Origin of the sequence: Salinibacter altiplanensis, from assembly GCF_002894645.1 — a bacterium.
Lineage (GTDB): Bacteria > Bacteroidota > Rhodothermia > Rhodothermales > Salinibacteraceae > Salinibacter > Salinibacter altiplanensis.
Genome location: NZ_NCQY01000030.1, coordinates 379,318 through 402,654, shown reverse-complemented (window position 1 = coordinate 402,654; position 23,337 = coordinate 379,318). Strand labels below are relative to the sequence as shown.

Sequence of the window (23,337 nt, the reverse complement as noted above, 5' to 3'; positions counted from 1 at the left end):
GACCGTGAGTCCCGGTTCCTGTGAGGGGACGAGAGAGTCCCCCAAGACACTGGCGGTGGGGTGCCCTCTCCTCTCTACGAGTACAGCGGTCGGTCCCGGCGTTCGGAAAAGAACAAGGGCCCGCATCGGTCAACCGACCGGTGCGGGCTTCTGACTGGGTCCCCGGTCTGCGGAGGGGAGGCCGTCGCCGGGGGGGCTGTTACTCGAGGTCATACGTCTCGAACAGGGCCTGTGCGCGGGAGAGGTCGACATTTCCGCCACTCACGACGACGCCGATCCGGCGGTCGTTGCCAGGCACCACTCCGTCGAGCAGAGCCGCGGCGCCGAGCGCGCCGGTCGGCTCCACCACCATTTTCATCCGTTCCCAGAGCAGGTGCATGGCCCGGACGAGGGCGGCGTCCGAGACGGTCACCATGTCGTCGGCGTGCTCCAGCACGAGCGGGAACGTCACGTCGCCCAGGTAGGGCGTGCGGGCCCCGTCGGCCACCGTGTCCGGATTTTCGACTGTCTGCAGCTCGCCGCTGCGGAACGACCGCGTCGCGTCGTCGCCGGCCGCCGGCTCCACGCCGATGACGGTGCAGTTCGGGGCGTGGTGCCCCGCGGCCAGGGCACAGCCAGAGAGCAGCCCCCCGCCCCCGCAGCACACGAGGAGGACGTCTAGCGTCCCGACCTGATCAAACAGCTCGTCGCCGACCGTGCCCTGTCCCGCCACCACGTCCGGGTGGTCGTAGGGGGGCACGAGCGTGAGCCCGCGTTCCTCCGCGAGGCGCCGGCCTAGCTCTTCCCGGACCGTCTCGTCGGGGTCGTACTCGATGACCTCCGCCCCGTACCCGCGGGTCGCGTCGAGCTTCACCTGCGGGGCCGTCTCCGGCATGATGATCGTCGCGTTCACGCCGAGCGCCCGGCCCGCCAGCGCCACGGCCTGGGCGTGGTTGCCGGAGGAGTAGGTGACCACGCCCTGCTCCTGGTCCGCTGAGGGCAGCTGCGAGACCGCGTTGTAGCCCCCACGAATCTTGAAGGCGCCGGTGCGCTGGAAATTCTCGCACTTCAGGTAGACCTCGGCGCCCACGCGGTCGTCGACGGTGCGGGAGGTCATCACGGGCGTCCGGTGCACCACGTCGTCGAGGCGACGGGCCGCGGCGGCCACGTCGGCGTACGTGACGGCGGGAGACGAGACGGTCGAATCGGTGGGCATGGCAGAGAACGGGAGCGTTTAGAGAATGCGCACTGCCCCAACGGGACTCTAAACGGAAGGTTGAGCAAGCCAGTGGCAGGAGCGGGGGAGGCGCTGCGCTCCATTGACAACCGACCGAGACGGACCGGTTCCTCAGTATCCGTTATTGCAAAACAAAATGCCAAAATAGGTACGGCGCAACAGCGTGTATCCCAAGGGCGCCCGACCTGAGGCCAGAAGATGAGAATGCTACCGGTCCGATTACGGATTGACCCGGACGGCAGAGCGGGCAGGAGCGGACAAGTGGCCCCTCTCCCAGACCGAGCCGCGCGTTTACCCCGTCTCAAGGACATCAGGGAAGAGGACTCCCCGGAATGTTATCTTAAAGAACATAATACGTGTGTCTTGTAAGCAATTGGCACAGTTCCTGTGATGTAAGAGTGGACGAAGATGCGGGCGACGCCTCATGCGGCCGCGGGGACGGGCTTTCGGGCCTCGGAAGACGGTCCCCGCGGTGCGCGTCCCGCGACACGCGACCCTCTAACCACAATCACCGAATACCATGGGACAGCAGCAGCTTTTACTTCTCGTTTTGAGTACCGTCATCGTCGGACTGGCCACCGTGGCCGGCATCCAGGCCTTCAGCGAAAACCAGGCCCAGGCCTCGCAGGATGCCCTCGTGCAGCGGGGAACATCGATTGCCTCGGACATTCAGGGACTTGCTGGAAAGCCGTCGCAGATGGGTGGAGTTGATCTCACTAGTAGCGGTGCTTCGGCCTCAGGTATCGTTACCAAACTGGGATATGAAACCACATCTAGCTCCGACACCAAGGTTACGGCTGAAGGTGCAGGTAGCAACGGCAAGTGTGAAATCAAAAATGTGGGAGGTGGTAGTGCAGACATTGAGTGTACCAGCAGCGATGCCCCACAAACTGTGACAGTTACAGTGAATCCGAGTGCCGATGAGTCTGTCTCTACTAGCTTCAGCAGCTAAAATGAATCAGCCTCCCACCATCTGAGGAAAGTCAGAGGGCGGTCCCAGTTTTGGGGCCGCCCTTTTTCTCTGCCAATCTAGTAGTCTGTGAAAAGAAGCAGAAAAAGGCTAGAACTGAAGAGATCCAAGCTGATGATTAATGCCATCCAAGGTCAAAATACGACCCAGACTGCTCAATGCTTGGGCCAAAAGATCACCATCAGTTCAATCCTGTTTTGGTCTATCCTAGGATGTGTTTCCCTCGTTCCCACGTTTTCGTTCTTGTCTGAGGTAGGTCTGTACAACGAAAAGCGAGTTCTTCAGATTGGCCTCTTAAATTTGGTAGGCTGCGTGCTGCTGATGTCGCAGGCTACTCGGCGACGCTGGCTAGCGACGTTTCGATGGCTCCCAGCAGTTGCGAAGTGGGGGCTGGGTTTGGTGCTCGGAGGAGGGCTCCTGTCTGCTCTGTGGGCCCCAGTGTCTTTCTACGGTTTTCTGGAAGCCGGACACTTTCTGTTGCTCTTCGTCACAGCAGGAATCGTTGCATCTACTGTCCAGGGGACCTCGAAGCATGTGGAGCGCCGGATTCTCGGAGCAGTAGCACTCAGTGCTCTGCTTTATGCCGTGTTTTTCGGGGTAGGCTACGGCATGCACCTTACGACTGAGGAGATTAAACTCTGGCCGGAGGGTGGCACGAACTACGTCAATATCCGCTTCTTCAATCACTACCAAACCTGGACCCTACCGCTCCTCGCGGGCATCGTGGTGGTGCTCCCAAAGACATGGAAAACAGCCCGAGGGGGGGTATTTGGGTTGATGGCGCTGTGGTGGGCGTTGATTTTTGCATCCAATGTGCGCGGGACGATCGTCGCGATGGGTGTAGCTGCCGTGGGAGTTGGATTGTTGTTTCGGCGCCGCGCGAAACCCTGGCTTCTCATCCAGGCTGCAGGTCTGCTCGCGGGACTTCTGTTGTACTATCTCCTCTTCTCGGCGGGCAAAAGCCCCCCAGTGGTCGAAAAGTTTTCCGAGGGAGGGACGTATTCAGGACGTCTCCAATTGTGGACGACGAGCTTGGAGTTGGCCTGGGCGCATCCCTGGTTTGGGGCGGGCCCGATGCACTTTGCCTGGCCGCCTTTCCATTTCGCAACTGGTGCTCATCCCCACAACGCTCTTCTACAGTGGCTGGCCGAGTGGGGACTTCCGTCGACCGTCGTCATGACGGGGCTCGCGGTGTGGGGCGGCTGGCGCTGGATGAGGCAGGAAGCCCGCGCGGCGAAACGGGCGTCGGGAGAAGCCAATGGGATTCGGGTGGCGTTGGTGGGTTCGGTGTTGGCGGCAGCGAGCCACGCCATGGTCAGTGGCCTGCTCGTGACGCCCATCAGCCAAGTCTTTCTCGCATTGGTCGGCGGGTGGGCGTGGGGCCGCTACCAATTCCAGCAAGAGCCAACGACTGCCCCTTCAAGCATGTCCCATGCGGTGCTGTGCGTGCTGCTGGTCGTGGCGATGGGAGTGGTGGGGAGCAGTCTCAAAGATCTAACGACCGTCGACGAGCGGCGGGACGCCCTGTTAGAAGCAGTGGATCGGAATCGGTTCTCTCCTCGGTACTGGGGACAGGGGTTCCTTCACGTCCGGGATCCCGAGGTGATCGACCGAGCGCGACGGGACCGGTAGGACACCGCGCATTTCTGAGACGCCCTGAATTGAGCGACCGACGATTCTTGGGGCGGTCCCTTCGGCAACCCGTACAGCTTTGGTGACAAGTGGCACGCCCTCCTGGATGGAATCCTCTGAGTGATTAGCGGAGAGGACAATCGAAGGCGGAGGTAAAGATTCCGTTCATGGCGTCGATAATAAACGGTGGCTCCCAAACAAATCAGGACGAAGAGGCCGACAGGCCGGGGACCAAATCCGGCACAGTGTGTGTGGGGTGTAATCTGTAGGAGCAAAGTAAACACTTTCGGTACTCCTACAGTTACACAAAAGACATCAAAACAGACGAATCCAGCCTCCCTTGCCATGGCCACTCGCGAATACCGGTTTCAGGGCGTAGCGGCCGGCGGCCAGTCGGTGCAGGGCACCATCATGGCGTCGTCGAAGCGCAAGGCCCGCGAGAAGGTGGAGGACCTGTCCGACGAGCACGGGTTCAAGCCGTCGGACCTGAAGAAGCGTCGGACCTTCTCCTACAAGGTGCGCCACCCGAATGGCACCGTGAAGACGGGGGAGCAGAAGGCCTTCTCGGGTCAGGAGGTGGAGGAGGCCCTCGAAAACATGGGCCTGGAGGTGGTCAAGGTGCGGAAGAAGTGGTTTGACTTCGAGTTCTCGCCGCCGCAGGACGACCTCATCATGTTTGTGCGGCTGGCGGCGAACCTGCTCCGAGAGAATCTGCCGTTCGACGAGGTGCTGGAGATGCTGGTAAACGACGTGTCGTCGACGAGCCTCCAGCAGGTCATTCGCGACCTCAACTCCGACCTGAAGGGCGGGATGAACGCCGAGAAGGCGTTCAACAAGCACCGGGACAAGCTCGGCAAGTTTACGGCCTACATGCTGGGCATTGCCTCCAAGAGCGGGAACATGGCGGAGATCTACGAGGCCACGGCCCGCTTCTTGGAGCGGAAGGACGAGTTTAGCTCGCGGGTCCGGAGCGCGATGATCATGCCGGCGGTCACCACGGTCGCCATGATTGGGGCGATGATCTGGTACATCTGGTACATCGTGCCGGCCACGGCAGGACTCTTCGAGGGCATGGACGTGACGATGCCGCCGCTTACGAGCTTCTCGCTCGACATGGCGGCCTGGCTGGACCGGTACTGGGTGTGGGTGCTGATCGGGACGGTGGGGCCCCTCCTGGCGTTTGCCGTCTGGGCCCGAACGGAGCAGGGGAAATTCTACCTTCACAAGTACATGATCAAGATCCCCCTCATCGGGAAGCTGCTCCACAAGATCAACATCGAAATTTTCTGCCGGGTGTTTGCGATTCTCTACTCGGGGGCCGGGGACAACCTGCGGGTCATTCGGATTGCGGCCGAGGCCTGTGGCAACAAGTACATGGAGTACCGCATCCGGAACGTGACCATCCCCATGATGACGGCACAGGGGGCGAGCCTCGTGCAGGCGCTCAAGGCCAGTGGGGTGTTCACCTCGATGGCCATCACGCGCTTTAAGAGCGGGGCCGAGACGGGCAGCGTGCGCGAGAGTGCCCGGCAGATGGCCGACTACTACGAGCAGGAGACGGAGCTGAGCCTCGACGCGGCGGTGGAGAGCATCCAGACGGGGGTGTCCATCATCATCGCCATCGGGGTGCTTTTCCTCACCATTCTTTCGGCGGAGATGGCCTTCATCCAGCCGTCGCAGGCCGACATGATGGGCATGTAAGCAGGCACAGGTGAGGCGATCTGAACTGACTGGGTTCTTAATTTTGCGTTGTCGTAGTGAGCAATTCGACCGACACCGACCATACGTTTTCTCTTCGGACGGAGGAGGAGAACACGACCTCTCCCTCTGCCCCGAACCGTGGAGAAGAGGGCTCGACCACAGAGCCGTCCCGTTCTTTGGGGGGAGGACCTCGTCCAGAGGCCCTGACGCTGGGGCCGGTGGATTCTCCTCGGTTTGCCGTGCCCCCGTTCTCGGCGAGAAACCGCTTGCCCGTGTCCCCCAACGACGAGGAAACGACGTCGGACGGCCACTCCCCCGGAGACACGAATTTTGGGGCGGACGTGTCCCCTGAGCCGCTCGGGGACGGGTCTCCAGCCCCCGGAGACCTGGACACGGCCCCCGAGGAGGAGGCGCCAAACCCTTCTGCTCCGGCCCCCGACCTCGACGATCCGCGGGAGGTAGATGCCCCCACCGACGGGGGCCCTGGTCTTCCGAGCCCGGAGGAGGCGCTCGACGAGCTCGAGGCCGAGATTGACACCGAGATGATCGACGAGGCCGCCTCCCGCATGGCCTCCAACTCCTCGGTCGGGACCAATGACCGGGTCGTGGAGATGCTGCTTCGACGGGGCGTCGTGAGTGCGGGGGCGGTGGAGGCCGCGCAGGCAGAGCGCGACACGGAAGAGGCGGACCTTGCCCTCTGGCGGGTACTGGCTCAGCAGGACAGGGTAGACGAGGAGGTCGTTTACGAGCGGGCGGCCCGCATCTACGCGTTCTCGGTGGCGGACCTCGAAGCCCAAGGCCCCGACCTGAACTTCGTCCGGTCCACGGTTGAGACCTTCACCGAAGACCAGCAGGAGCAGCTTTTTGAGTTAGGGCTCGTTCCCCACCACGTCCAGCGCGCGGAGGGACGACAAAAGGTAATCCTCATTACCCACGACCCGATGCGCCCGGAGGTGCATCGGGCGGCCCGCTCGCTCCACCTGAGTGCGTTTGAGCTCCAGTACGCGCCCAAGTCGGCCGTCAACGAGCTGCTTTCGGAGGCCTTCCCGAAAGACAACGAGTACCTGGACCGCATCGACGACGAGTCGACCGTCGACCTCGGGCAGAACTTTGAGGAGGAGGAAGACCTGGTCGACGAGGAGAAGTTGGAGGAGGAGATCAACCGGTCGACGCTCATCAATCTGTTCGAGGCCACCCTCGTGGAGGCGGTGCGGGAGGGCGCGTCCGACATCCACATCTATCCCAACTCGAACAAGGAGGTCGAAATTCACTTCCGGGTCGATGGGCGCCTGAACCACTGGCACACGGAGGATCGCGTGCATCCGGAGGCCCTCCTGTCGGTGATCAAGGACAACGCGATGAGCGTCGATCGCTTCGAGAGCGACGCCGCCCAGGACGGCTTCATTCAGCGCGACGTGGACGGGACTCGGATTCGGTACCGGGTCTCCATCATGCCGATCGCCAGCTCCAACCAGGACATCGACTCGGAGAGCGTCGTCATCCGCGTGCTGGACGACCGCAAGGTCATCACGGACCTCACCAAGCTGGGGCTGGGGCCGCGGGCGCTCGACCGGTTCGAGCACGCGATCAACCAGCCCAACGGCATGGTCATCCTGACCGGGCCCACGGGCTCCGGGAAGAGCACGACGCTCGTGGCGGCGCTGCACCGCGTGATTGGGCCGGGCGAGAACGTCCTCACGATTGAGGACCCGGTGGAGTACATCATCGAAGGGGCGCGGCAGATTAAGCTGAGCGACAAGCTGCGGCTCAAAGACGCCCTCCGCTCGATCCTGCGCCACGACCCGGACACGGTGATGGTGGGGGAGATGCGGGACAAGGAGACGGCCGAGCTCGCCATCAAGCTCGCGAACACGGGGCACCTCACGTTCTCGACGCTTCACACCAACGACGCGCCGAGTGCCGTGAGCCGCCTCTACAAGATGGACATCGAGCCCTTCCTGATTGCCTACGCCATCAACCTGGTGGTGGCCCAGCGCCTGATCCGCACGCTCTGCCCGAACTGCAAGCAAGAGATTAGGAACCCGGACGCCGTAAAGCTGCGGCAGCTGGGCTTCTCGGAGGAGGAGGTCACCACCGGCACGTTCTACGCGGCGGACGACAAGGGGGGGTGCAGTCAGTGCGGCGGCACCGGCTACGACGGACGACGGGCCATCGCGGAGGCCCTGTACCTCACCGAGCCGATCCGCCACATGATCGTTGAGGCGGAGGGCATTGTCGACGAGGGAGCCATCCGGAAGCACGCGGAGCAGGAGGACGGTATGCGGTCGCTCCAGGCCTCGGCCCGAGAGTCCATTCTGAACGGGGAGACGTCCGTCGAGGAGATGGTCCGGGTGGTGGCGACGTAGACCCGCGTCCGGCCCCGGTTGCCCGCACTGGGGCCCGGCCGACAGGCCGCCGCGAGCGGAAGACGACAGCCCTTCGGCACACTGTTCAACACGCAGACTGGTCGCCATGCAACAGACGCTTTTGGCCCTTCTGGCGCTCATGATGGCCACGTTCTTCAACTTCAACCAGATGCAGACGGAGCTGCAAAAGCAGCGGCAGGTGGTCCGGTCGGAGATGGAGCAGATGGCCCTCGGGGTGAGCATGCAGACGATGGAGGTGATCCGGGCGCGGGCGTTCGACGAGGCGACCGTGGGGGGGACCAAAGAGCGGATTACCGACCCCTCGAAATTCAAGAACTCGTTCGAGACAGGAATGGCCTGCCAGGCATTCGGAGGCAGTCAAACCTGTGACTCGGTGGGGGACTTTCACGACATGAAGCCCAGCACTGAGACCTTCGAGACCCCGGAATTCGACATGGAATTTACCGTCGAGGTGGAGGTCCACTACGTGGATGCAAGCATGCAGGAGGTCGCGGGGCCCACGTTTCGGAAAGAGGTCGTGATCTATATCCAGGACGCGGGGGACGACCCCTTCTTGACCGATCCGATCCGATTTTCGGAGGTCCTGAGCTACTACTAAAAGCGACAGCGGTGTACGACGCCGGACTCCCCTCACAGAGTCATTGTCCGCCATGCAGTTTCTCTACGATAACTTAACCGCCACGGTCGTTGCATTGATGACGACCTTGATCCTTTTGTCCATTCAGTCCCGGGCCACGCAGAACAGCGTGGCGGAGGTATCGCGGAATCGGATGGGGGAACTCACACAGACCTTCGCCTCGTGGCTCGAGGAAGACATCCAGCGGATGGGGGAAAACTTTGAAGAGAGCGAACGGACTCCGTTTGAGAACCCGACGGGATCCGACATCACTACTCAGTTCACGTTCTACCGTGACTCGACCACTGCCAGTAGCAGCGATCAGGAATACCGGATCGCCACCCGGTATAAAGTGAGCCCGAAAGGGACCCGCATGGTCGATGGAACGGAAAAGACCCTTTACGAACTCACTCGCAGGAAGCGGAGAAAGGAAATGGGGACGGGGAGCTGGTCCTCCTGGTCTGATGTCAAAGGGGTGAGTCCCTCTTCGCTCGGCTACTTCAAGATTTCCCTGCTAGATAAAGACGCCAATCCGGTCGCCAACCCGGCTGCCAACGGAGAACAGGTTCATAGCGTCCGGGTCCGATTTTCCGTCGTATCGCCCTTCCAAAATGCGCAGACCTTTCCACAGGCCACGCATGTGGGATCGGTCCTGCTCGTCCGAGATCAATCGGACGCCAGTGTAATCAACGTTCCGAAGAACGCGGCAAGTTGCACGCCCAAGGGGTGGAAAGAGATGACGGACCCGACCGGCACGCCCTTCGGGTGTGCGGCGGCGTGCATGTACACGGCATCGGGCGGAAGCAAAGGCTCCAACAAATGCCCCGGTGGAAAAGGGGGCCGCTCAAGGGGGAAGCCCTGAGAAATGCCCCCGTCGGATGAGGGGGACGAACTCGGCTGTCAGGAGGCCAAAACAACCTTTACACAAACAATACACACTTGCCATGGGCAAATTCAGTCTGCTTCTCAGCTTATCGGTCGTCGGCGCCGTGACCGTTCTTGCATTCCAGGGAAACCAAACGTCCCTCGACACGAGAGAACGCCAGTCGCTCCGTCAGGGGGAGGTCATCGCCCGTCAGATTGCCCGGACCGGATACAATTCGGTGTTGTCCGAGGCCCACAAGACCGACGAACCGGACAAAGAGGTTGGGGAAGTCGTCTCCGAGGTCGATACGGTTCAGGGAGAGTACGAGGGAGGGACGTACAAGGCCTGGTTGAAGAAAATAAGCTCCTCGGCCTACACAGCCGTGTCGGTCAGTCGGTTCTCGGTGGCGGATTCGACCGTGGAGTACCGTCTCGGGGGATACGCGAACAACAAGATGGACGCCCCGACGGTTGAGGTCCCCAGTCAGCTCAACGTGACGTTCGAGCAGTCGATGGCCGGCTACTGTTCGGCCATTTACCTGAAGCGGGTGAAGCCGGGCACGAAGCCGAAGGATCAGCCCGACCCCGAAATGATTTTCCCGCCCGGCAACAACCGCAACGGCACCTCCGCGAGCTACGACAAGACCATCGAGTCGGGAACGCGGCTGAACTTCATTCTGGCCGTGGACAAGAACTGCAGCCACGAAGGCAGCGAGTCTGCCAATTTTCCCGACGACTACGACCACACCCAGTTTTCCTTCAAGCAGGACGTCGATAAGCTCAATACCATGCGGGAAGCGCCGTACGGCATGGTGGAGGAGACGACCATCGGATCGTCCGACGGCTGGCGGGTGTCCTTCGAAGACCAGCGGGTCTTTTCGGAGGCCCAGCTGTGGGACATCAAGGAGAATGGCTATCCGCGATACGACGGAGGCTGGGATCGGTGGCAGAAGACGTACGGAGGCGAGGGATGGGAGTCCAATGGCGAGGGCCTTCGCGACCTGGAGGACTACGGGAGCGTTCCGGACTTCAGCGACCAGGTGTTCGACGTGGCGCTGACGGATCCGAATTCAAATTCATCGTAGTCCTGTTGGGAATGGGATTCATTTCGTAATCACAGACCCTGGTAGAAACAGGGTGGGAGAGGGCTCACGGGTGACCTGTGAGCCCTTTTCCCATGCAAACCCCTCACGGCCCCCTGGTTCTAGATCGTCGGCGCGAATCTTGTGGTGTATGACGAATCCCGGCGAGCCTACCGGTCATGGGTCCGCGTGCTTTGTTCTGAGAGACATCCGATCATGGAAAATTTTTCCTCTTCCGCGACGGCCCCCGCGCAGCCCGGCGCCACGGCCGATGAGGACGTGCCGGAGGCCTGCACGCGCATCATTGAGTCCATCCCCCAAGGGTACCGGGGCCAGCGGCGGCTCCGGTACCTGGCGGAGCAGACCGCCTCGCTCCCGCCAAACGAAGAGACGGCCCTCCGAGACCACGTAAACCGGTTCGTCCAGCGGACCCTGGCACTCGACGCCAGCGACATGGACCTCGGGGGGCGGGCCTGTGACGGCAACATCTGGTACCGGGTCGACGGCGAAAAGCGACGCGAGGAGGCGTTCGGGAGATACGACCCGCTGGCGACCGACGTCCTCGTTCTCAACCTCCTCAACGAGAAGCAGACCCAGCAGCTTCTGAACGAGGGGGCGGCGGACTTTTCGTACCGGCTGACGGACGTGACGGGAGACGACGGCCGACCGCGCCGCTTCCGGGCCACGGCGTATTCGGACTACGACCACGCCGCCCTCAACATGCGCGCCATCACCGACGAGGTGTTTGCCCTAGGGGACTTGGGCTTCCACGAGAAAATTCAGAAGGGCATGATGTTCCGGCACGTGCGGGACGGGCTCACCCTCATCACCGGCGTTACGGGGTCGGGGAAAAGCACCACGCTCGATGCCATCATCGACGCGAACAACGAAGATTTTCCTGGGCATGTCGTCGTCATTGCCCAGCCGGTGGAGTACATGCACAAGCCGAAGAAGTGCATCGTGCGCCACCGCGAGGTGGGCAAAGACGTAGAGACCTTCAAGGCCGGCATCACGCAGGCCCTGCGCCAAGACCCTGACATCGTGGTCATCGGGGAGATGCGCGACCCGGAGACGATCCAGGCGGCCCTCGAAATTACCGACTCGGGCCACAAGGTCTTTTCTACGCTCCACACCTCCTCGGCGATGGAAACCATCGACCGCATCGTGGCGGAGGTGCCGCCCGAGGAGCAGGAGCGCGTGCGCCACCGCCTCGCCGACGTGCTCCGGTGCGTGATCTCGCAGCAGCTGCTTCCCAAGGTTGGCGGGGGGCGGCAGATGGCGAAAGAGGTGCTCTGGGTGGGCTCGTCCGCCCGCGCGGCGATCAAGAATGACAACGTGGGCGAGGTCTACCAGATGATGTGGGAGGGGGGGAAGCAGGGACAGACCACCCTCGAGCAGGACCTCTACCGCCTCGTGCGAAAGAAAAAAATCAAGCCCGAGCACGCGATGGACTACGCCAACAACAAGAAGCGCCTCCGTCGCCTGTTCTAGGACTGTCCCGTTCTGCTTTCCGTACGGCCATTTCTCACTCTGAGACGCTGACTGTTTCGAGTCGATGAGCTCATACGCCCTTGGCATAGTGGTATCGGCCGATACCCTCCACGCGGTGCTGCTGGACCGTACGGAGGAGGAGACGACCGTCCAGTTCCGGTGGTCGTCCGGCCCGTCGGACCCTCACGGGGAGAACCTTCCGTTCGAGGAGCCGGGCGACATGGCGCCCGACGTCGAAGAGGAGCCTGACGACGTCACCATTCAGTTTGGCGACGAGGGGGGTGGGGGCGATGACATGTTCATGGGATCGGAGTTTGATACCATCGGTGAGGGGGACGAGGCCCTCGGGGCCCCCAACGACGGCGAAGAGGTCTGGAGCTTTCAGGTGGAACTCGACACCCTGCTCGACGAGTGTGCCGAGCGGGGATACGAGGACCCCAGGATCGCCTTCTGCAACACCACGTCCCAGATCGACGACGTAGAGCTCCGTCTCCCGCCCGACGAGACCGATGAGGAGGAGGCCGAAGAGACGGATCACGGGCTTCCCCTCCCGGCGTCCCGATCTACGCTTCTGGAAATGCTGGACGACCAGTACGAAGGAACGGTGGAGGAGGAGCGGGTGGGCTTCGTGCCGATGCACCGCACGGGCGATGGGTTCCAGCGGGTGCTGGCCCTGATTGCGCGGCCCGGCGGCCCGGTCCTGTCCACCCTCGAGGCGATGCAGGACCAGACCCTGTCCCGCTCTCCGCAGACGCGGCTGCTGGACGCGGAGGTGTCCCTGTACCTGGGCCTCGCCCGCTCGGTGCTTCAGTTGCCGCCCGGCACGCCCGAGAAGACCATCTTCGTGCGCTCCGGGACCGAGGATACGCTCGTCCTCTTCATCGAGGGCAGCACGCTTCGCCAGTCGGAGCACCTTCCGGAGCTGACGGCGGAGGACTCCGCCGAGACCATCTGCAGTCGCGTTCTCCTTCTGCAGGACGAGTACGGGATGGGACAGGTGCAGCACCTCATGCTCGTCGCGGAGGAGGACGAAAAGGTGCTCGCCAGTGCGTTCAAGTCGTACTTCTCCACGGCCGAGCTCCACGTGCTGCGGTCACACCTGCCCGGGGGAGAGGACACCGAGGGAGAGGCGTATGTGGGGGCCACCGGCGTGGCGCTTCGCCTGCTTGACGACGCCGAGTTCGCGTCGTACTTCCAGCCCGTCAACATGCTGGCGAAGAAGTACGAGGCGAGTCGCCTGCGCCTCCCGGTGGGGTGGCCCGTGCCCGCGCTCCTGACGCTCCTCGCTGTCGTAACCCTCGGCTTCGTGTGGCTCTACTACGTGAACGCGAGCACCATTACTGAGAAGCGCTCCGAGCTGCGTCCCCTACAGCAGACGGTGAGCCGTGTGGACCGGGAGGCACTCCAGCGGCGGATCGACAGCCTGCAGGCCGCGACGACCGAGTATACCGAGGCAAACGAGACGATCCACACCCTCCTGCGTGGAAGCAACAAGTGGAGCAGCGGGCTGGCCACCATCACGAGACAGATGAACGACATCCGGGGCCTTACCCTCGATCAGTGGAGCCCGCAGTCTGGAACGGACATCACCGTCCTCGGCCGGTCCACCGACCGGTCGAAGGTGATTGAACTGGCGCAGCGACTGGACGGCAGCATCCTGGAGCTCACGTTTACAGAAACGCGGGACGTGTCGCTGTTCGATTTTGAACTGACTGTGCCACTCGATACCACCGAGCCGGAGGCCATTGAGTACTGGCGAGAGCAGCGGGGCGAGCAGCTGGCCGGCGGGAACGAGGCGGTGGGGGCAGGGCCGACTGCACCGCCGCCCGCCTCAGACTCCTCCGGAGCCCCAAACGAGCAATCTGCGACGGCTCCGGCCGGCCCTGATACCAGTAGAACCGCCGATGGTGGAGGAAACCAATCAGGCGCAGATACGGCAGCACGTCGTGACACAACCGATCAGGCCTCCTCAATCTGGACGGTCGTTGTGGCTTCGGTGCTGGAAAGCGAAGCGGCCGAGGAGGCGGTGCGGCGGTTTCGAGAGCGCCTGGGGGATGATTCCCATCCGGTCCAAATCTGGCACAGCTCGGAAAATGGGCGGTACCGGGTGGGGGTCGGGCAGTTCGTCTCCGTCCAGAACGCACTCTCGGTTCTTCAAGACCTGAACGGCACCCTCGCGAAGGGAGCCTGGCTGCTCGAGACGACGGACGCGCAGGACGACACAGCCCCCACCGAGGCCGCCTCGCCGTCTACGTCGCCCGATCAATCGGACCCGGAACGCTCGGCCTGACACGAGAATCTCCGACGGCACGCACTCTTTCTCGCCTTTTGCGGACGACGCATGTTTCGGCTCGACTCCAATCAAATTTTGCTCACCGCCTGTCTGGTCCTGGTGGCCGGCGTGGGCACCTACCTCACGTACTTTCGCCAGCAGGACACGATCGCCACGCTAGAGCAACAGATCGAGGAGCAGAAGCAACGACGGGAGGAAATTCGATCCCTCCGCGCCGATCGTGCCAACGCGGAGTCACGGCTGAAAACCGTTCGCCGTCGGTGGCGGACTCAGTACAAGGTGGTGCCCGCGACAATCTCGTCTCCGGACATCGTGTCCTACCTCACCGAACTTACTGAGACGGGGTTCCAGCAGTTTGACGTGATGTCGGCCGGCCCGGAGGACCGGGACGGCTACAGCGTGCACACGTTCAATGCAGAGGGAAAGGCCTATTTTACAAACCTCTACCAGTTTGTCTGGACGATCGAAAACAACCGGCCGTTCTACCGCGTCCGCGGCCTGAGCCTAAATTATCTTGAGGAACGAGAGACCGACGAGGAGAGCGGGCGCACCACCATGAAGGTCCTCGTTTCGTTTGACATGGATGTGGAGGCCATTTACGGAGCCGCCACGGGTCTGCCCGCACCGACTTCCGCTTCCGAAGGGGAAGAGGCCGGACGGCTGCCGGTGGCGCAGGCCTCCACTGGCCCTCCGCTCCCGTCTTCGGTGGTCCCCAAGCCTGCGCCTGAGATCAACCCATTCTACCCTCTCGTCTTCGAAGAGGTGCCGCCCAACCAGTACGACCGCCTGAACGTCGAGTCTGCACAGTTGGTCTCCATTGTGAACGGGAAAGCCGTCTTCCAGGCCGAAGGCCAACTTCAGCGAGTGGGGGAGGGGGACCGGGTGTACCTGGGGCGCATCGTGGACGTACGCCCGTCGGAGGGGCGAGTCGTGGCGCGCCTGAACCGAGGAGGAATCGTGGATCGCGTCGAGCGCACACTGGGCTCAGAGAGTCCCCTCCGGCTCCGGAACGGAGGCGGCGGGGCGCCCACGGATCCGTAGGAATAGTCCTTGCTCCAGTCCACGGTAGCAAAGCCCCGCGATCCCGGCCCCGAGGCCCCCGCCCCCGTCTTCGCTTCTCGCTTGTGATCTTTCGCACCGCCGACGCCCTGCGTTCATGATCTGCCCTTCCCGCCTCCGAGGTCTTGTGTCGGTCCTTCTCATCCTCGCCTGGGGGAGCCTTTTCTGTCTGCCCGCCGAGGCCCAAGACCGGCCGGAGCGGCAGAAGACGCGCCGCAACATCTCTCCTGAGCTGCTGGTGTCGTTTGAGCAGGACACCCCCTTCAACCAGTTCATTGAGCTCATTAGTCCGATCTTTGAGCGGGAGCTGGACAAGCCCGTCGTTGACCCGGGCAATCGCTCCGGGCCCATCGGCGTTTCCGTGTCGGGAACGTACTTCCTCGATGCGTTCGAGAACGTCTTGGAGGTGAACGGCCTTGTCTTTCGAGAAACCGAGACGGCCTTTCTCGTACAGCCGGCGGAGGAGTCCGAAAACACGGAGACGGCCTCCACGGAGCCTTCGGAGACGCTTCCTGCCGAGATCGGGACCCGCGAAATTCGAATCAACGCGGTCCTTTTCAATCTCAACCTCACGAAGGTTCGCGACCTCGGCCTGCGCTGGGATGATCTCCTCGGGTCCATTAATCAAGGAGGACAAGGCGGGGGACAAACTGGAGGACAGGGCGGAGGACAAAGCGGGGGCGGTCAAGGAGGGGCTGGGGGCCAGCAAGGAGGGGGGAGCCTCTTCACAATCGACACCGGGGATCTCTTTGATAGCGTCGAGGGCATTCTCCAGCCGCCGGACCAGATTTCCCTTTCTCGGTTTCGCCGCTTCCTCAACCTCCTCGAACAGGACAACATCGGCCGAACCATTTCGAATCCTCAGATCACGGTTCAGAGCGGCGAGCAGGGGCAGATACAGATTGGTCAAGACATTCCCATCCAGACCACCGATTTCTCCGGCAACACGGTCACGGAGTTTTTCGAGACAGGTGTGATCGTCGACGTGACGCCAACGCTCATTAGCCAGCCGGTGGCGGACACGGCGGAGGCGCCCGTCGTGGACTTTGTGCACATGGACGTAAAGGTGGAGGACTCAAACAGCCAGCCGAGCCCCTCGGGAACCATCATCAATCGGAACCAGGCGAACACGCAGATTCTCCTGGTCGACGGCGAGGCGACCGCCATTGGGGGGCTGATTTCGACCCAAAAGACGACCTCCCGAAGCGGGGTGCCCATTCTTAAAGATCTCCCGGGCTGGTTCTTCGGGCTGCGTTACGTTTTTGGGACCGAGCAGACGAACGTGACGAAGCAGGAGTTGATGATCGTCTTGCGGGCGGAGGTGGTCGATCCCCTGCAGGCGCGTGCGGAGCAGAAGACGGACGACGATCTTTTGGATCAGCGACGTCGGCAAGCGCGTGAAGCACTGGATCGAATTGGTACATCCGAAGACGCCGAGTTTCCGGAGCCCGACGAAGCGCCCGGAGACTCCGTGGGGCAAAACAACGACGAGCGGAGGTAACGGCGATCCGGTGGTAACCATTGTCACAGGGGAGCGTGTGCTCGTCCCCTCGTCCCCGATTGGCGAGACGGGCTGGCGCCTGCGAGCGAGCGCGCAGGGGTGAGCACACGGCCTTGGACAAAGGGAACACCCGTTTCGTCGGCTGATACGGTGGGCGTACCTCTTCTCGCTCATCCCTTTGCTCTTCCCGTGGTTCCTGTTTGGCTAACCGACACGGTCACGAGTGATCTGAACCGGGCCCTTCATTATACGCAGCTGTGGGGCCTGCACGGCATGGAGCTACGAACGGTGGGGGGGGCGGACGATCGGGTCCCGTTCGTCAACGAGAAGCAGATCCGAGGGCAGTTGGAGGGCACCGAGCTGCTTCTCTCGAGCGTGGTGCCGAGCATGTTCGAAGGGCCGGTGAGCGACCGGGCGGCGTGGATGAATGACCTGCTGCAGTTCGAAGACACCCTGAAGTTGTGCCGCCGGGTGGGGTGCCCGCGGGTCACGATTAGTCCATTCGCCGCGGAGCCGGGCGCATCCTTCGGGCCGATGGCGGAGGCGCTTCAGCAGGCGGGCGAGAAGGCCGCCGAGCACGACGTCCTGGTTGCGGTGCGAAACGGCCCCGAAACTGCATGCCCCACCGGGCAGGCCCTCGCCGAGCTGTTGTCTGGCGTGGAGGCCCCCAATGTCCGTGCGGCGTGGAACCCGGTCGGTGCACTGCGGGCGGGAGAAGACCCGAGCACGGGGCTCGCGGCCCTCGCGGGACTCGTGACGCTCGTCCGGTGCAGTGACGGGCGTGTGGAGGAGGGGCGATGGGCCGACACGCCGTTGGGCGATGGAGACGTAGGATGGACGGAACAGCTGCAGCAGCTGTCTGCCCAGGGCTTTCAGGGACCGATCAGCCTGGAGATGTTCTTAGAGCCCCGTCCGAAACACGGCCTGCGATCCGCCACCACCCTCATCCGAATGATCCGAGAGGTTCGTGCCTCGGCTCCGTCGGGGTGAGGCCGCGCGGAGCTTCCGGAGAAACTCGAGTCAGTGGACTCTCGTTTCTGGATCGGCACCGTTCGTACACCGTCTTTTTCGTCCTCCAGGCCCCCTTTCCCCATGTCCGTTACCCGCGACGACGTTCGACACGTTGCACAGCTTGCCCGTCTCGACTTTTCGGCGGAAGAAGAGGCTCGGATGGCCGATGAACTGAGTGAAATCCTCGGGTACGTGGAGAAGCTCGACGAGCTGGATACGTCCGGGGTGCCGCCCATGTCCCATGTCCTCGACGTGACCAACGTTGTTCGGAACGACGAGGTCGACGACCGGATCGACCAGGGGCAGGCCCTGGAACCGGCCCCGGAGGCCGACGGCGACCACTTTCTCGTTCCCCAGGTGGTCGAGTAAATCCTCGGTCCGCGGTTGAGAGCGACGGCCACTCACCGAATCCTGGTGCGGGCTCTCTCTGCTCACTTGTGTGTTGAAACATAAGAAATGCCCGCCCAGTTGGCATCCATCAGTATGGGACGAATCTTGCGCGACCACATCAAACAAAACGCCTCGTTCGAAGACGGGACGCAGGAGGCGATGCTGAACCTCTTCGTGGCCGCGGCGGAGGTGCGGGGACGGGTAGAACAGGTGTGTGAAAAACACGACCTGCAGTTCAGTCACCACAACGTGCTTCGCATCCTGCGAGGCGTGCACCCGGAGGGCCATCCGCGATGCGAGATCATCGAACGGATGTTGGATCCATCGCCGGACGTGACGCGGCTCATCGACAAACTGGTGGACCGAGGACTTGTCCGACGCAGCACGAGTGAAGAAGATCGCCGGATGACCATCCACACCATCACCGACGACGGACTGGACCTACTCGGGCAGATGGATCCCGAAATTCGCGAGGTTCAACAATGGTTTGGTGGACGGGTGTCCGAGCACGACCTCCAGCACCTTTCCCGAATTTGTGAAGGGATCTACGCAGAGTTCTGAGAGAATGCGTGACCCCTTTTTTTCTTCCTGAAACATGTTGCAACGGATAATGTTGGGACACTAGACGGACCGGAGGCAGGCGGCCCGGTCACGCACACGTTCGACCGCTACCCACAACTAACCTCATACCTGACATGAGTGACTTCAGCGCACTGGATCAAGAGCTTAACGAGATGATCCTCCAGGGCGAGATCTTGGAGGCCTTCGACAAATTTTACGCCGATGACGTTGTCATGGAAGAGGGCGACAGTCGTCGTGTTGGCAAGGAGGAAAATCGAGAATACGAGGAGCAGTTCGTCGGCTCGCTAGAGCAGTTTCACTCCGCGGAGATCAAGGCCCGGGCCATTGACGAAGAGAACCGCGTCACTTTTTCGGAGTGGCACAACGAGATGACCCTGGAAGGGGTTGGCCGCGTGGAGCAGAAGCAGGTGGCGGTGCGCACCTGGAACGATGATGGCCAGGTTACCAATGAGAAGTTCTACCAGATTGGATAGGTAGAAACACGTGCCAGGGGAGAGGGGGCTGATCTGGCCTACTCCCCCTGCGGCACTGCTTCCTGCACCCTCAATCAATCGTCCCTGGTTTCCACATTTCGATGAAGGCATACGTCCACCCCGCTGCACGAGTGCTCCTTGGTCTCATCTTCGTCGTCTCCGGCGCGAACAAGATTGCCGGCTTTGAGGGGACAGTGCAGTACATGGCGGAGTACGGAATGCCCGCGACGGGGCTCTTGCTGGTGGGCGCCATCGTCCTCGAAGTGGTCGGCGGCCTGTCGGTCCTATTGGGATACGGGGCACGGGTTGGGGCTGTCGTGCTCGTGCTCTTCCTGATTCCCGCGACGCTGATCTTCCACACCGATTTCAGTCAGCAGACCCAGGTGGTCATGTTCCTGAAGAACCTCTCGATCATGGGAGGGCTTCTCCTGCTGGCGGTGCATGGACCGGGCGCGTATAGCCTGCGTCCGGAGACGAGCACCGGATCCTGAAGCTCTTGCGCGCATGCGCGGCGCTTCTGCGTGCTAAGGGTCTTCCAACAATAGAATTTATCGGTACGTTCGGAAGGCAAGAAACATAACCTATGCGTCGGAGTCATATGTACCAGCACCTTGTTCCCCCACCAGGAGAAGCCCCAGGGCCGTCTGTGCCCCGGGGCTTTTGTGTTTGTGCGCGGGAGATCTTCCGCTTCTCAACTGGATGGACGGAGCACAGCCGCGTCCCGTTCGGGAATTGAAGGGTTGATGTGTTGTCCGGTGCCCACCTCATAGCCGGCCTGAATGGTAGTCCGGGGACGAATCCGAAGGCTCCAGTGCAGGTGCGGGTGGTCGACGTTGTAGTCGAGTGCCGTCCGGACGAAAAAGTTGTAGTCTGGGTCTTCTCGGCACTGGTGGAGGCGACGAAGGGCCGTTCGGAGGGCTCGGGCCAGCGCAGTGCGTTCTTCCGCTTCGAGCCGCCCAAATTCCGGGTCGTGCCGGCGAGGAAGAATCCACATTTCGTACGGGACCCGGGCCGCAAACGGGACGAACACGACGAAGGAGTCGCTCGTCCAGACGAGCCGGTCCGCCACGTCGAGTTCATTTTCAATCATGACGCAGTAGGGGCAATCGCCCAGTTCCTTGTATCGGGCGTGGGCTGCCTGCTCCTCCCGTTCAATCTGGGACGGGCGAAAGGCAGGGGCGATCAGTTGGCTGTGGGGGTGTGCGATGGAGGCCCCGGCACGTGCGCCGTGGTTTCGAAAAAGAGTGGGGATCAGGCCGTCGCCCCTCGTGCGGAGTGCGTGGTAGCGCTGGAGATAGGTCTCAAGCACGGCGTCGACCTGGGCGACCGGCATCTGGGCCAGGGAGTGGTGATGGTCGGGCGTATCGATAATTACTTCCTGGTGCCCTCGGCTCGCGCGGGTGCGGTACAAGTCGCCCGTGTGAGGGACGTGGTCTTGGTCTGGGGTGAGGGCGGCGTACTTGTTGGGGACCACCCGTGTGGTCCATCCGGGAGGGTGTGCCCGAGGCTTTTCCCAGATCACCGAGGGCAGCATCTCTTCGTGCCCCGGACAGAACGGGCATCCCTCCTCGGGGGAGCTGTCTGTGGGCGGCGGAGAGGACGACTGCTCTGTCGTGTGCCTGGGGCGGTCGTGCCGGGAGGGCGCGAAGGCGACCCACTGGTTGGTGATTCGATCCTGGCGCGTTTCTGGGGCGTACGAAGAGGGCATAGAAGAACCGGGCGGGGGAAGAGAACGTGTGCTCCAAACGGAAACAGCGACGGGGACCAAACAAACAAACCCGCCCGCCGTCCCGCAAAGGTCCAGGTCGAGGTTTCGAAAGCCCTTCGTCCAATTGTCTGTCGGATGCAGCGAGGGCACGTCATGATGGGTGCAGCCGGGGCGTGGGGCTGTCGTGTACGGAGGCGCGTGCCGAGCAGTCTGTGTTCACCCGTGGGGGCGTACTCGGCTCCACGTGTCTGAAGAATCAGCCGGCGGGAAGGCAGGGGGCGTACGGCGCCCGGGCGATCCACAGCATAGAGGGCGGGGGGCAATGGGATGGAATGCTCTGGTCCTCGGAGCAGGAACGTTCGACCGTTGACTTCCGGTCCTCCGGGTGAAGAAACGGGAAAAGTGAACGCGTTTGCGCAGGTGCATCCCACCTCCTATATTCCAACGGCGTTCCAAAAAAGAGGAGCGTCGGTCCCGGCAATGGTCGTGGGACTTCTGCGTGCTGGTGCCGGATCGACCCTTCTCATTGGCCTTCGGCTCCTAGCTACCGATTTTCGCGTACTTACTGCCGTGTCACTGCACTCACTCCATGTTGCAAACGATCGTTGACACCCTCTACGATGCAGTCTGGACCTACGGCGTCCCCATCGGAGGGGGGCAATACATACCGTGGGTGGTGCTGTTGCTGTTGGGGGCGGGCATCTACTTCACCCTTCGACTGGCCTTCGTTCAGATCCGTCAGTTTCCGCACGGCATTGCCGTCACGTCCGGCATGTACGACGATCCGGACGACCCTGGAGACGTGTCTCACTTCCAAGCCTTGACGACGGCCCTGTCGGCCACCCTCGGCATTGGAAACATTGCGGGGGCGGCCCTTGCCATTCACGTGGGCGGCCCGGGGGCCTTGCTGTGGATGTGGGTCACCGGCATCCTCGGCATGGCCACCAAGTACAGCGAGGTCACCATCGCGCAGTTCTACCGAAACGTGGAAGAACCAACCGAGGCGGAGAAGGGGACCTGGAAGCAGACCTGGAAGGGGACTGTGGCCGGGGGGCCCATGTACTACATCGAAAAGGGACTGGGCCAAAACTGGAAGCCCCTGGCGGTCTTCTTTGCCGTCATGCTGATGATCACGTCCTTCCTCACCGGGAACGCGGTGCAGTCCAACACGGTGGCCGACGTGATGAGTGCGGAGTTTGGCGTCGCGGTGTGGCTCTCGGGACTTGTGCTTGCCACCATCATCGCCCTCGTCATTCTCGGCGGCGTGACGGCGATTGGACGCGTCACGGGGGTCCTCGTGCCCGTCATGGCCGCGGCATACGTGATCGGTGCACTGCTCGTCCTTGCCTTCAACTACACAGAAATTCTTCCGACGCTCGGAAGCGTTTTTGCGAACGCCTTCAACCCCTCTGCGGGGGTGGCGGGAACGGGGGCCGGGGCGTTCTTACTGACGTTCACGTACGGGGTGCAACGCGGCCTCTTCTCCAATGAGGCCGGCATGGGCTCGGCGCCCATTGCGCACTCGGCCGCCAAGACCGACGAGCCCGCGTCCGAGGGCGTGGTGGCTCTTCTGGAGCCGTTCATCGATACGATTACGGTCGTCACGCTCACCTGCCTGGCCATTCTTGTGAGTGGGGCCTGGGGGGCCGAGGTGGCCACGGAGTTCAATCTTGATTCCGGCAACGCGGAGTACCGGGTGGAGAATGAGGGCGGCATCTTTCCCAGTTCCAATACGCCCGAAGAGATCCGGATTGAGAACGGCGATCAGCAGGTGCCCAACCCCGAGGAGGACGCGCAGTTTGCCTGGCGGCAGGCCGTGGTAAGCTCCTTCTACACGTCGTGTGCCAACGACTGCGACGACGCAGAGGACCTTCAGGAGCCGTTTACGGGCACGCTCTATCCGACGAAAGAGGTCGCCGTGGCCGACGACGGGACCGAGTACGAGGTGCTGTACGGGGAAGGCGTGCGCAGCGGCGCGCCCCTTACCCGCCTCGCCTTCGAGCGCGGCCTCTCCCCGCTTGGCGACTGGGGCGGGTACGTCGTCATCCTAAGCGTGCTGCTCTTCGCCGTCTCCACCTCCATTTCGTGGAGCTACTACGGCGACCGCTGTGCCTACTACCTGTTCGGCGAGCGGGCCATCTTCCCGTACAAGGTCGTCTTCGTGCTCATGAACTTTACCGGTGCGGTCACCGCCCTCACGACCATCTGGACCATCGGGGACATTGCCCTCGGGATCGTGATCGTCCCGAACCTGATCGGCGTGATCCTGCTTACGGACAAGGTGAAAGAGATCACCGATGACTATGGCTCTCGGAAGCCGTGGCTGGACGAGCCTGAGGCGTAGTGGGCAATGAGGTGGAA

Annotated in this window: 19 protein-coding genes; 17 read left to right on the top strand and 2 right to left on the bottom strand. The window is 62.4% G+C overall.

All coding sequences use genetic code 11. The features are described from left to right. Positions 1–199: 199 nt before the first annotated feature. Positions 200–1,195, bottom strand: a complete 996-nt coding sequence (locus tag B7R93_RS13755; RefSeq protein WP_103021311.1) for a threo-3-hydroxy-L-aspartate ammonia-lyase — start codon at positions 1,193–1,195, stop codon at positions 200–202. Between the two features lie 541 nt (positions 1,196–1,736). Here B7R93_RS13755 and B7R93_RS13750 point away from each other — a divergent pair. From B7R93_RS13750 to B7R93_RS13675, 16 genes are all read left to right on the top strand, one after another. Beyond that, complete coding sequence (locus tag B7R93_RS13750; RefSeq protein WP_103021310.1) at positions 1,737–2,168, top strand: hypothetical protein; 432 nt, start codon at positions 1,737–1,739, stop codon at positions 2,166–2,168. 627 nt (positions 2,169–2,795) lie between these two features. Continuing rightward, on the top strand, positions 2,796–3,818 hold the full coding sequence (locus B7R93_RS13745; RefSeq protein WP_232798463.1) for an O-antigen ligase family protein: 1,023 nt from the start codon (positions 2,796–2,798) through the stop codon (positions 3,816–3,818). Between the two features lie 345 nt (positions 3,819–4,163). Then, complete coding sequence (locus tag B7R93_RS13740) at positions 4,164–5,519, top strand: type II secretion system F family protein (protein WP_232798462.1); 1,356 nt, start codon at positions 4,164–4,166, stop codon at positions 5,517–5,519. Between the two features lie 56 nt (positions 5,520–5,575). Continuing rightward, entirely contained in the window at positions 5,576–7,885 is a 2,310-nt protein-coding gene (locus tag B7R93_RS13735; RefSeq protein ID WP_232798461.1) for a GspE/PulE family protein, read from the top strand. Positions 7,886–7,991: 106 nt separating this feature from the next. After that, complete coding sequence (locus B7R93_RS13730) at positions 7,992–8,504, top strand: hypothetical protein (RefSeq protein ID WP_103021308.1); 513 nt, start codon at positions 7,992–7,994, stop codon at positions 8,502–8,504. A gap of 97 nt (positions 8,505–8,601) precedes the next feature. Then, complete coding sequence (locus B7R93_RS13725) at positions 8,602–9,384, top strand: hypothetical protein (protein ID WP_157942308.1); 783 nt, start codon at positions 8,602–8,604, stop codon at positions 9,382–9,384. 82 nt (positions 9,385–9,466) lie between these two features. Further along, on the top strand, positions 9,467–10,471 hold the full coding sequence (locus tag B7R93_RS13720; RefSeq protein ID WP_103021306.1) for a hypothetical protein: 1,005 nt from the start codon (positions 9,467–9,469) through the stop codon (positions 10,469–10,471). A gap of 213 nt (positions 10,472–10,684) precedes the next feature. Next, the gene (locus B7R93_RS13715; protein WP_232798460.1) at positions 10,685–11,959 is read left to right on the top strand and encodes a type IV pilus twitching motility protein PilT; all 1,275 of its coding nucleotides are present in this window, start codon (positions 10,685–10,687) and stop codon (positions 11,957–11,959) included. Between the two features lie 64 nt (positions 11,960–12,023). After that, positions 12,024–14,249 carry an SPOR domain-containing protein gene (locus B7R93_RS13710; protein WP_232798459.1) on the top strand — a complete coding sequence of 742 codons (2,226 nt, stop codon included), beginning with the start codon at positions 12,024–12,026 and terminating at the stop codon, positions 14,247–14,249. Positions 14,250–14,300: 51 nt separating this feature from the next. Further along, positions 14,301–15,293, top strand: a complete 993-nt coding sequence (locus B7R93_RS13705) for a hypothetical protein (RefSeq protein WP_103021305.1) — start codon at positions 14,301–14,303, stop codon at positions 15,291–15,293. Positions 15,294–15,438: 145 nt separating this feature from the next. Next, positions 15,439–16,812 (top strand): type II and III secretion system protein, encoded by a 1,374-nt coding sequence (locus B7R93_RS13700; protein ID WP_232798458.1) that lies wholly within the window; start codon positions 15,439–15,441, stop codon positions 16,810–16,812. A gap of 189 nt (positions 16,813–17,001) precedes the next feature. Continuing rightward, a complete protein-coding gene (locus B7R93_RS13695) occupies positions 17,002–17,802 on the top strand; it encodes a sugar phosphate isomerase/epimerase family protein (protein WP_103021303.1) in 801 nt (266 codons plus the stop codon). Positions 17,803–17,904: 102 nt separating this feature from the next. Next, a complete protein-coding gene (gatC, locus tag B7R93_RS13690) occupies positions 17,905–18,192 on the top strand; it encodes an Asp-tRNA(Asn)/Glu-tRNA(Gln) amidotransferase subunit GatC (protein ID WP_103021302.1) in 288 nt (95 codons plus the stop codon). A 114-nt stretch (positions 18,193–18,306) separates the two neighbouring features. Then, positions 18,307–18,774 (top strand): MarR family winged helix-turn-helix transcriptional regulator, encoded by a 468-nt coding sequence (locus B7R93_RS13685; protein ID WP_232798456.1) that lies wholly within the window; start codon positions 18,307–18,309, stop codon positions 18,772–18,774. 134 nt (positions 18,775–18,908) lie between these two features. Beyond that, the gene (locus B7R93_RS13680) at positions 18,909–19,268 is read left to right on the top strand and encodes a nuclear transport factor 2 family protein (protein ID WP_103021301.1); all 360 of its coding nucleotides are present in this window, start codon (positions 18,909–18,911) and stop codon (positions 19,266–19,268) included. Between the two features lie 101 nt (positions 19,269–19,369). After that, a complete protein-coding gene (locus tag B7R93_RS13675) occupies positions 19,370–19,759 on the top strand; it encodes a DoxX family membrane protein (RefSeq protein WP_103021300.1) in 390 nt (129 codons plus the stop codon). Positions 19,760–19,959: 200 nt separating this feature from the next. Here B7R93_RS13675 and B7R93_RS13670 read toward each other — a convergent pair whose 3' ends face one another. Next, positions 19,960–20,976: a galactose-1-phosphate uridylyltransferase gene (locus B7R93_RS13670; protein ID WP_103021299.1), complete on the bottom strand. Its 1,017-nt coding sequence runs from the start codon at positions 20,974–20,976 to the stop codon at positions 19,960–19,962. A gap of 589 nt (positions 20,977–21,565) precedes the next feature. On the opposite strand from B7R93_RS13670, the gene B7R93_RS13665 reads away from it, so the two are divergent. Beyond that, positions 21,566–23,320: an alanine/glycine:cation symporter family protein gene (locus tag B7R93_RS13665; protein WP_103021298.1), complete on the top strand. Its 1,755-nt coding sequence runs from the start codon at positions 21,566–21,568 to the stop codon at positions 23,318–23,320. Positions 23,321–23,337: the final 17 nt, after the last annotated feature.

Coding starts and splice junctions, on each gene's coding strand:
- B7R93_RS13755 (WP_103021311.1), bottom strand. CDS start 1,195: ATGCCCACCGATTCGACCGTCTCGTCTCCCGCCGTCACGTACGCCGAC.
- B7R93_RS13750 (WP_103021310.1), top strand. CDS start 1,737: ATGGGACAGCAGCAGCTTTTACTTCTCGTTTTGAGTACCGTCATCGTC.
- B7R93_RS13745 (WP_232798463.1), top strand. CDS start 2,796: ATGCACCTTACGACTGAGGAGATTAAACTCTGGCCGGAGGGTGGCACG.
- B7R93_RS13740 (WP_232798462.1), top strand. CDS start 4,164: ATGGCCACTCGCGAATACCGGTTTCAGGGCGTAGCGGCCGGCGGCCAG.
- B7R93_RS13730 (WP_103021308.1), top strand. CDS start 7,992: ATGCAACAGACGCTTTTGGCCCTTCTGGCGCTCATGATGGCCACGTTC.
- B7R93_RS13725 (WP_157942308.1), top strand. CDS start 8,602: ATGACGACCTTGATCCTTTTGTCCATTCAGTCCCGGGCCACGCAGAAC.
- B7R93_RS13720 (WP_103021306.1), top strand. CDS start 9,467: ATGGGCAAATTCAGTCTGCTTCTCAGCTTATCGGTCGTCGGCGCCGTG.
- B7R93_RS13715 (WP_232798460.1), top strand. CDS start 10,685: ATGGAAAATTTTTCCTCTTCCGCGACGGCCCCCGCGCAGCCCGGCGCC.
- B7R93_RS13710 (WP_232798459.1), top strand. CDS start 12,024: ATGAGCTCATACGCCCTTGGCATAGTGGTATCGGCCGATACCCTCCAC.
- B7R93_RS13705 (WP_103021305.1), top strand. CDS start 14,301: ATGTTTCGGCTCGACTCCAATCAAATTTTGCTCACCGCCTGTCTGGTC.
- gatC (WP_103021302.1), top strand. CDS start 17,905: ATGTCCGTTACCCGCGACGACGTTCGACACGTTGCACAGCTTGCCCGT.
- B7R93_RS13685 (WP_232798456.1), top strand. CDS start 18,307: ATGGGACGAATCTTGCGCGACCACATCAAACAAAACGCCTCGTTCGAA.
- B7R93_RS13680 (WP_103021301.1), top strand. CDS start 18,909: ATGAGTGACTTCAGCGCACTGGATCAAGAGCTTAACGAGATGATCCTC.
- B7R93_RS13675 (WP_103021300.1), top strand. CDS start 19,370: ATGAAGGCATACGTCCACCCCGCTGCACGAGTGCTCCTTGGTCTCATC.
- B7R93_RS13670 (WP_103021299.1), bottom strand. CDS start 20,976: ATGCCCTCTTCGTACGCCCCAGAAACGCGCCAGGATCGAATCACCAAC.
- B7R93_RS13665 (WP_103021298.1), top strand. CDS start 21,566: ATGTTGCAAACGATCGTTGACACCCTCTACGATGCAGTCTGGACCTAC.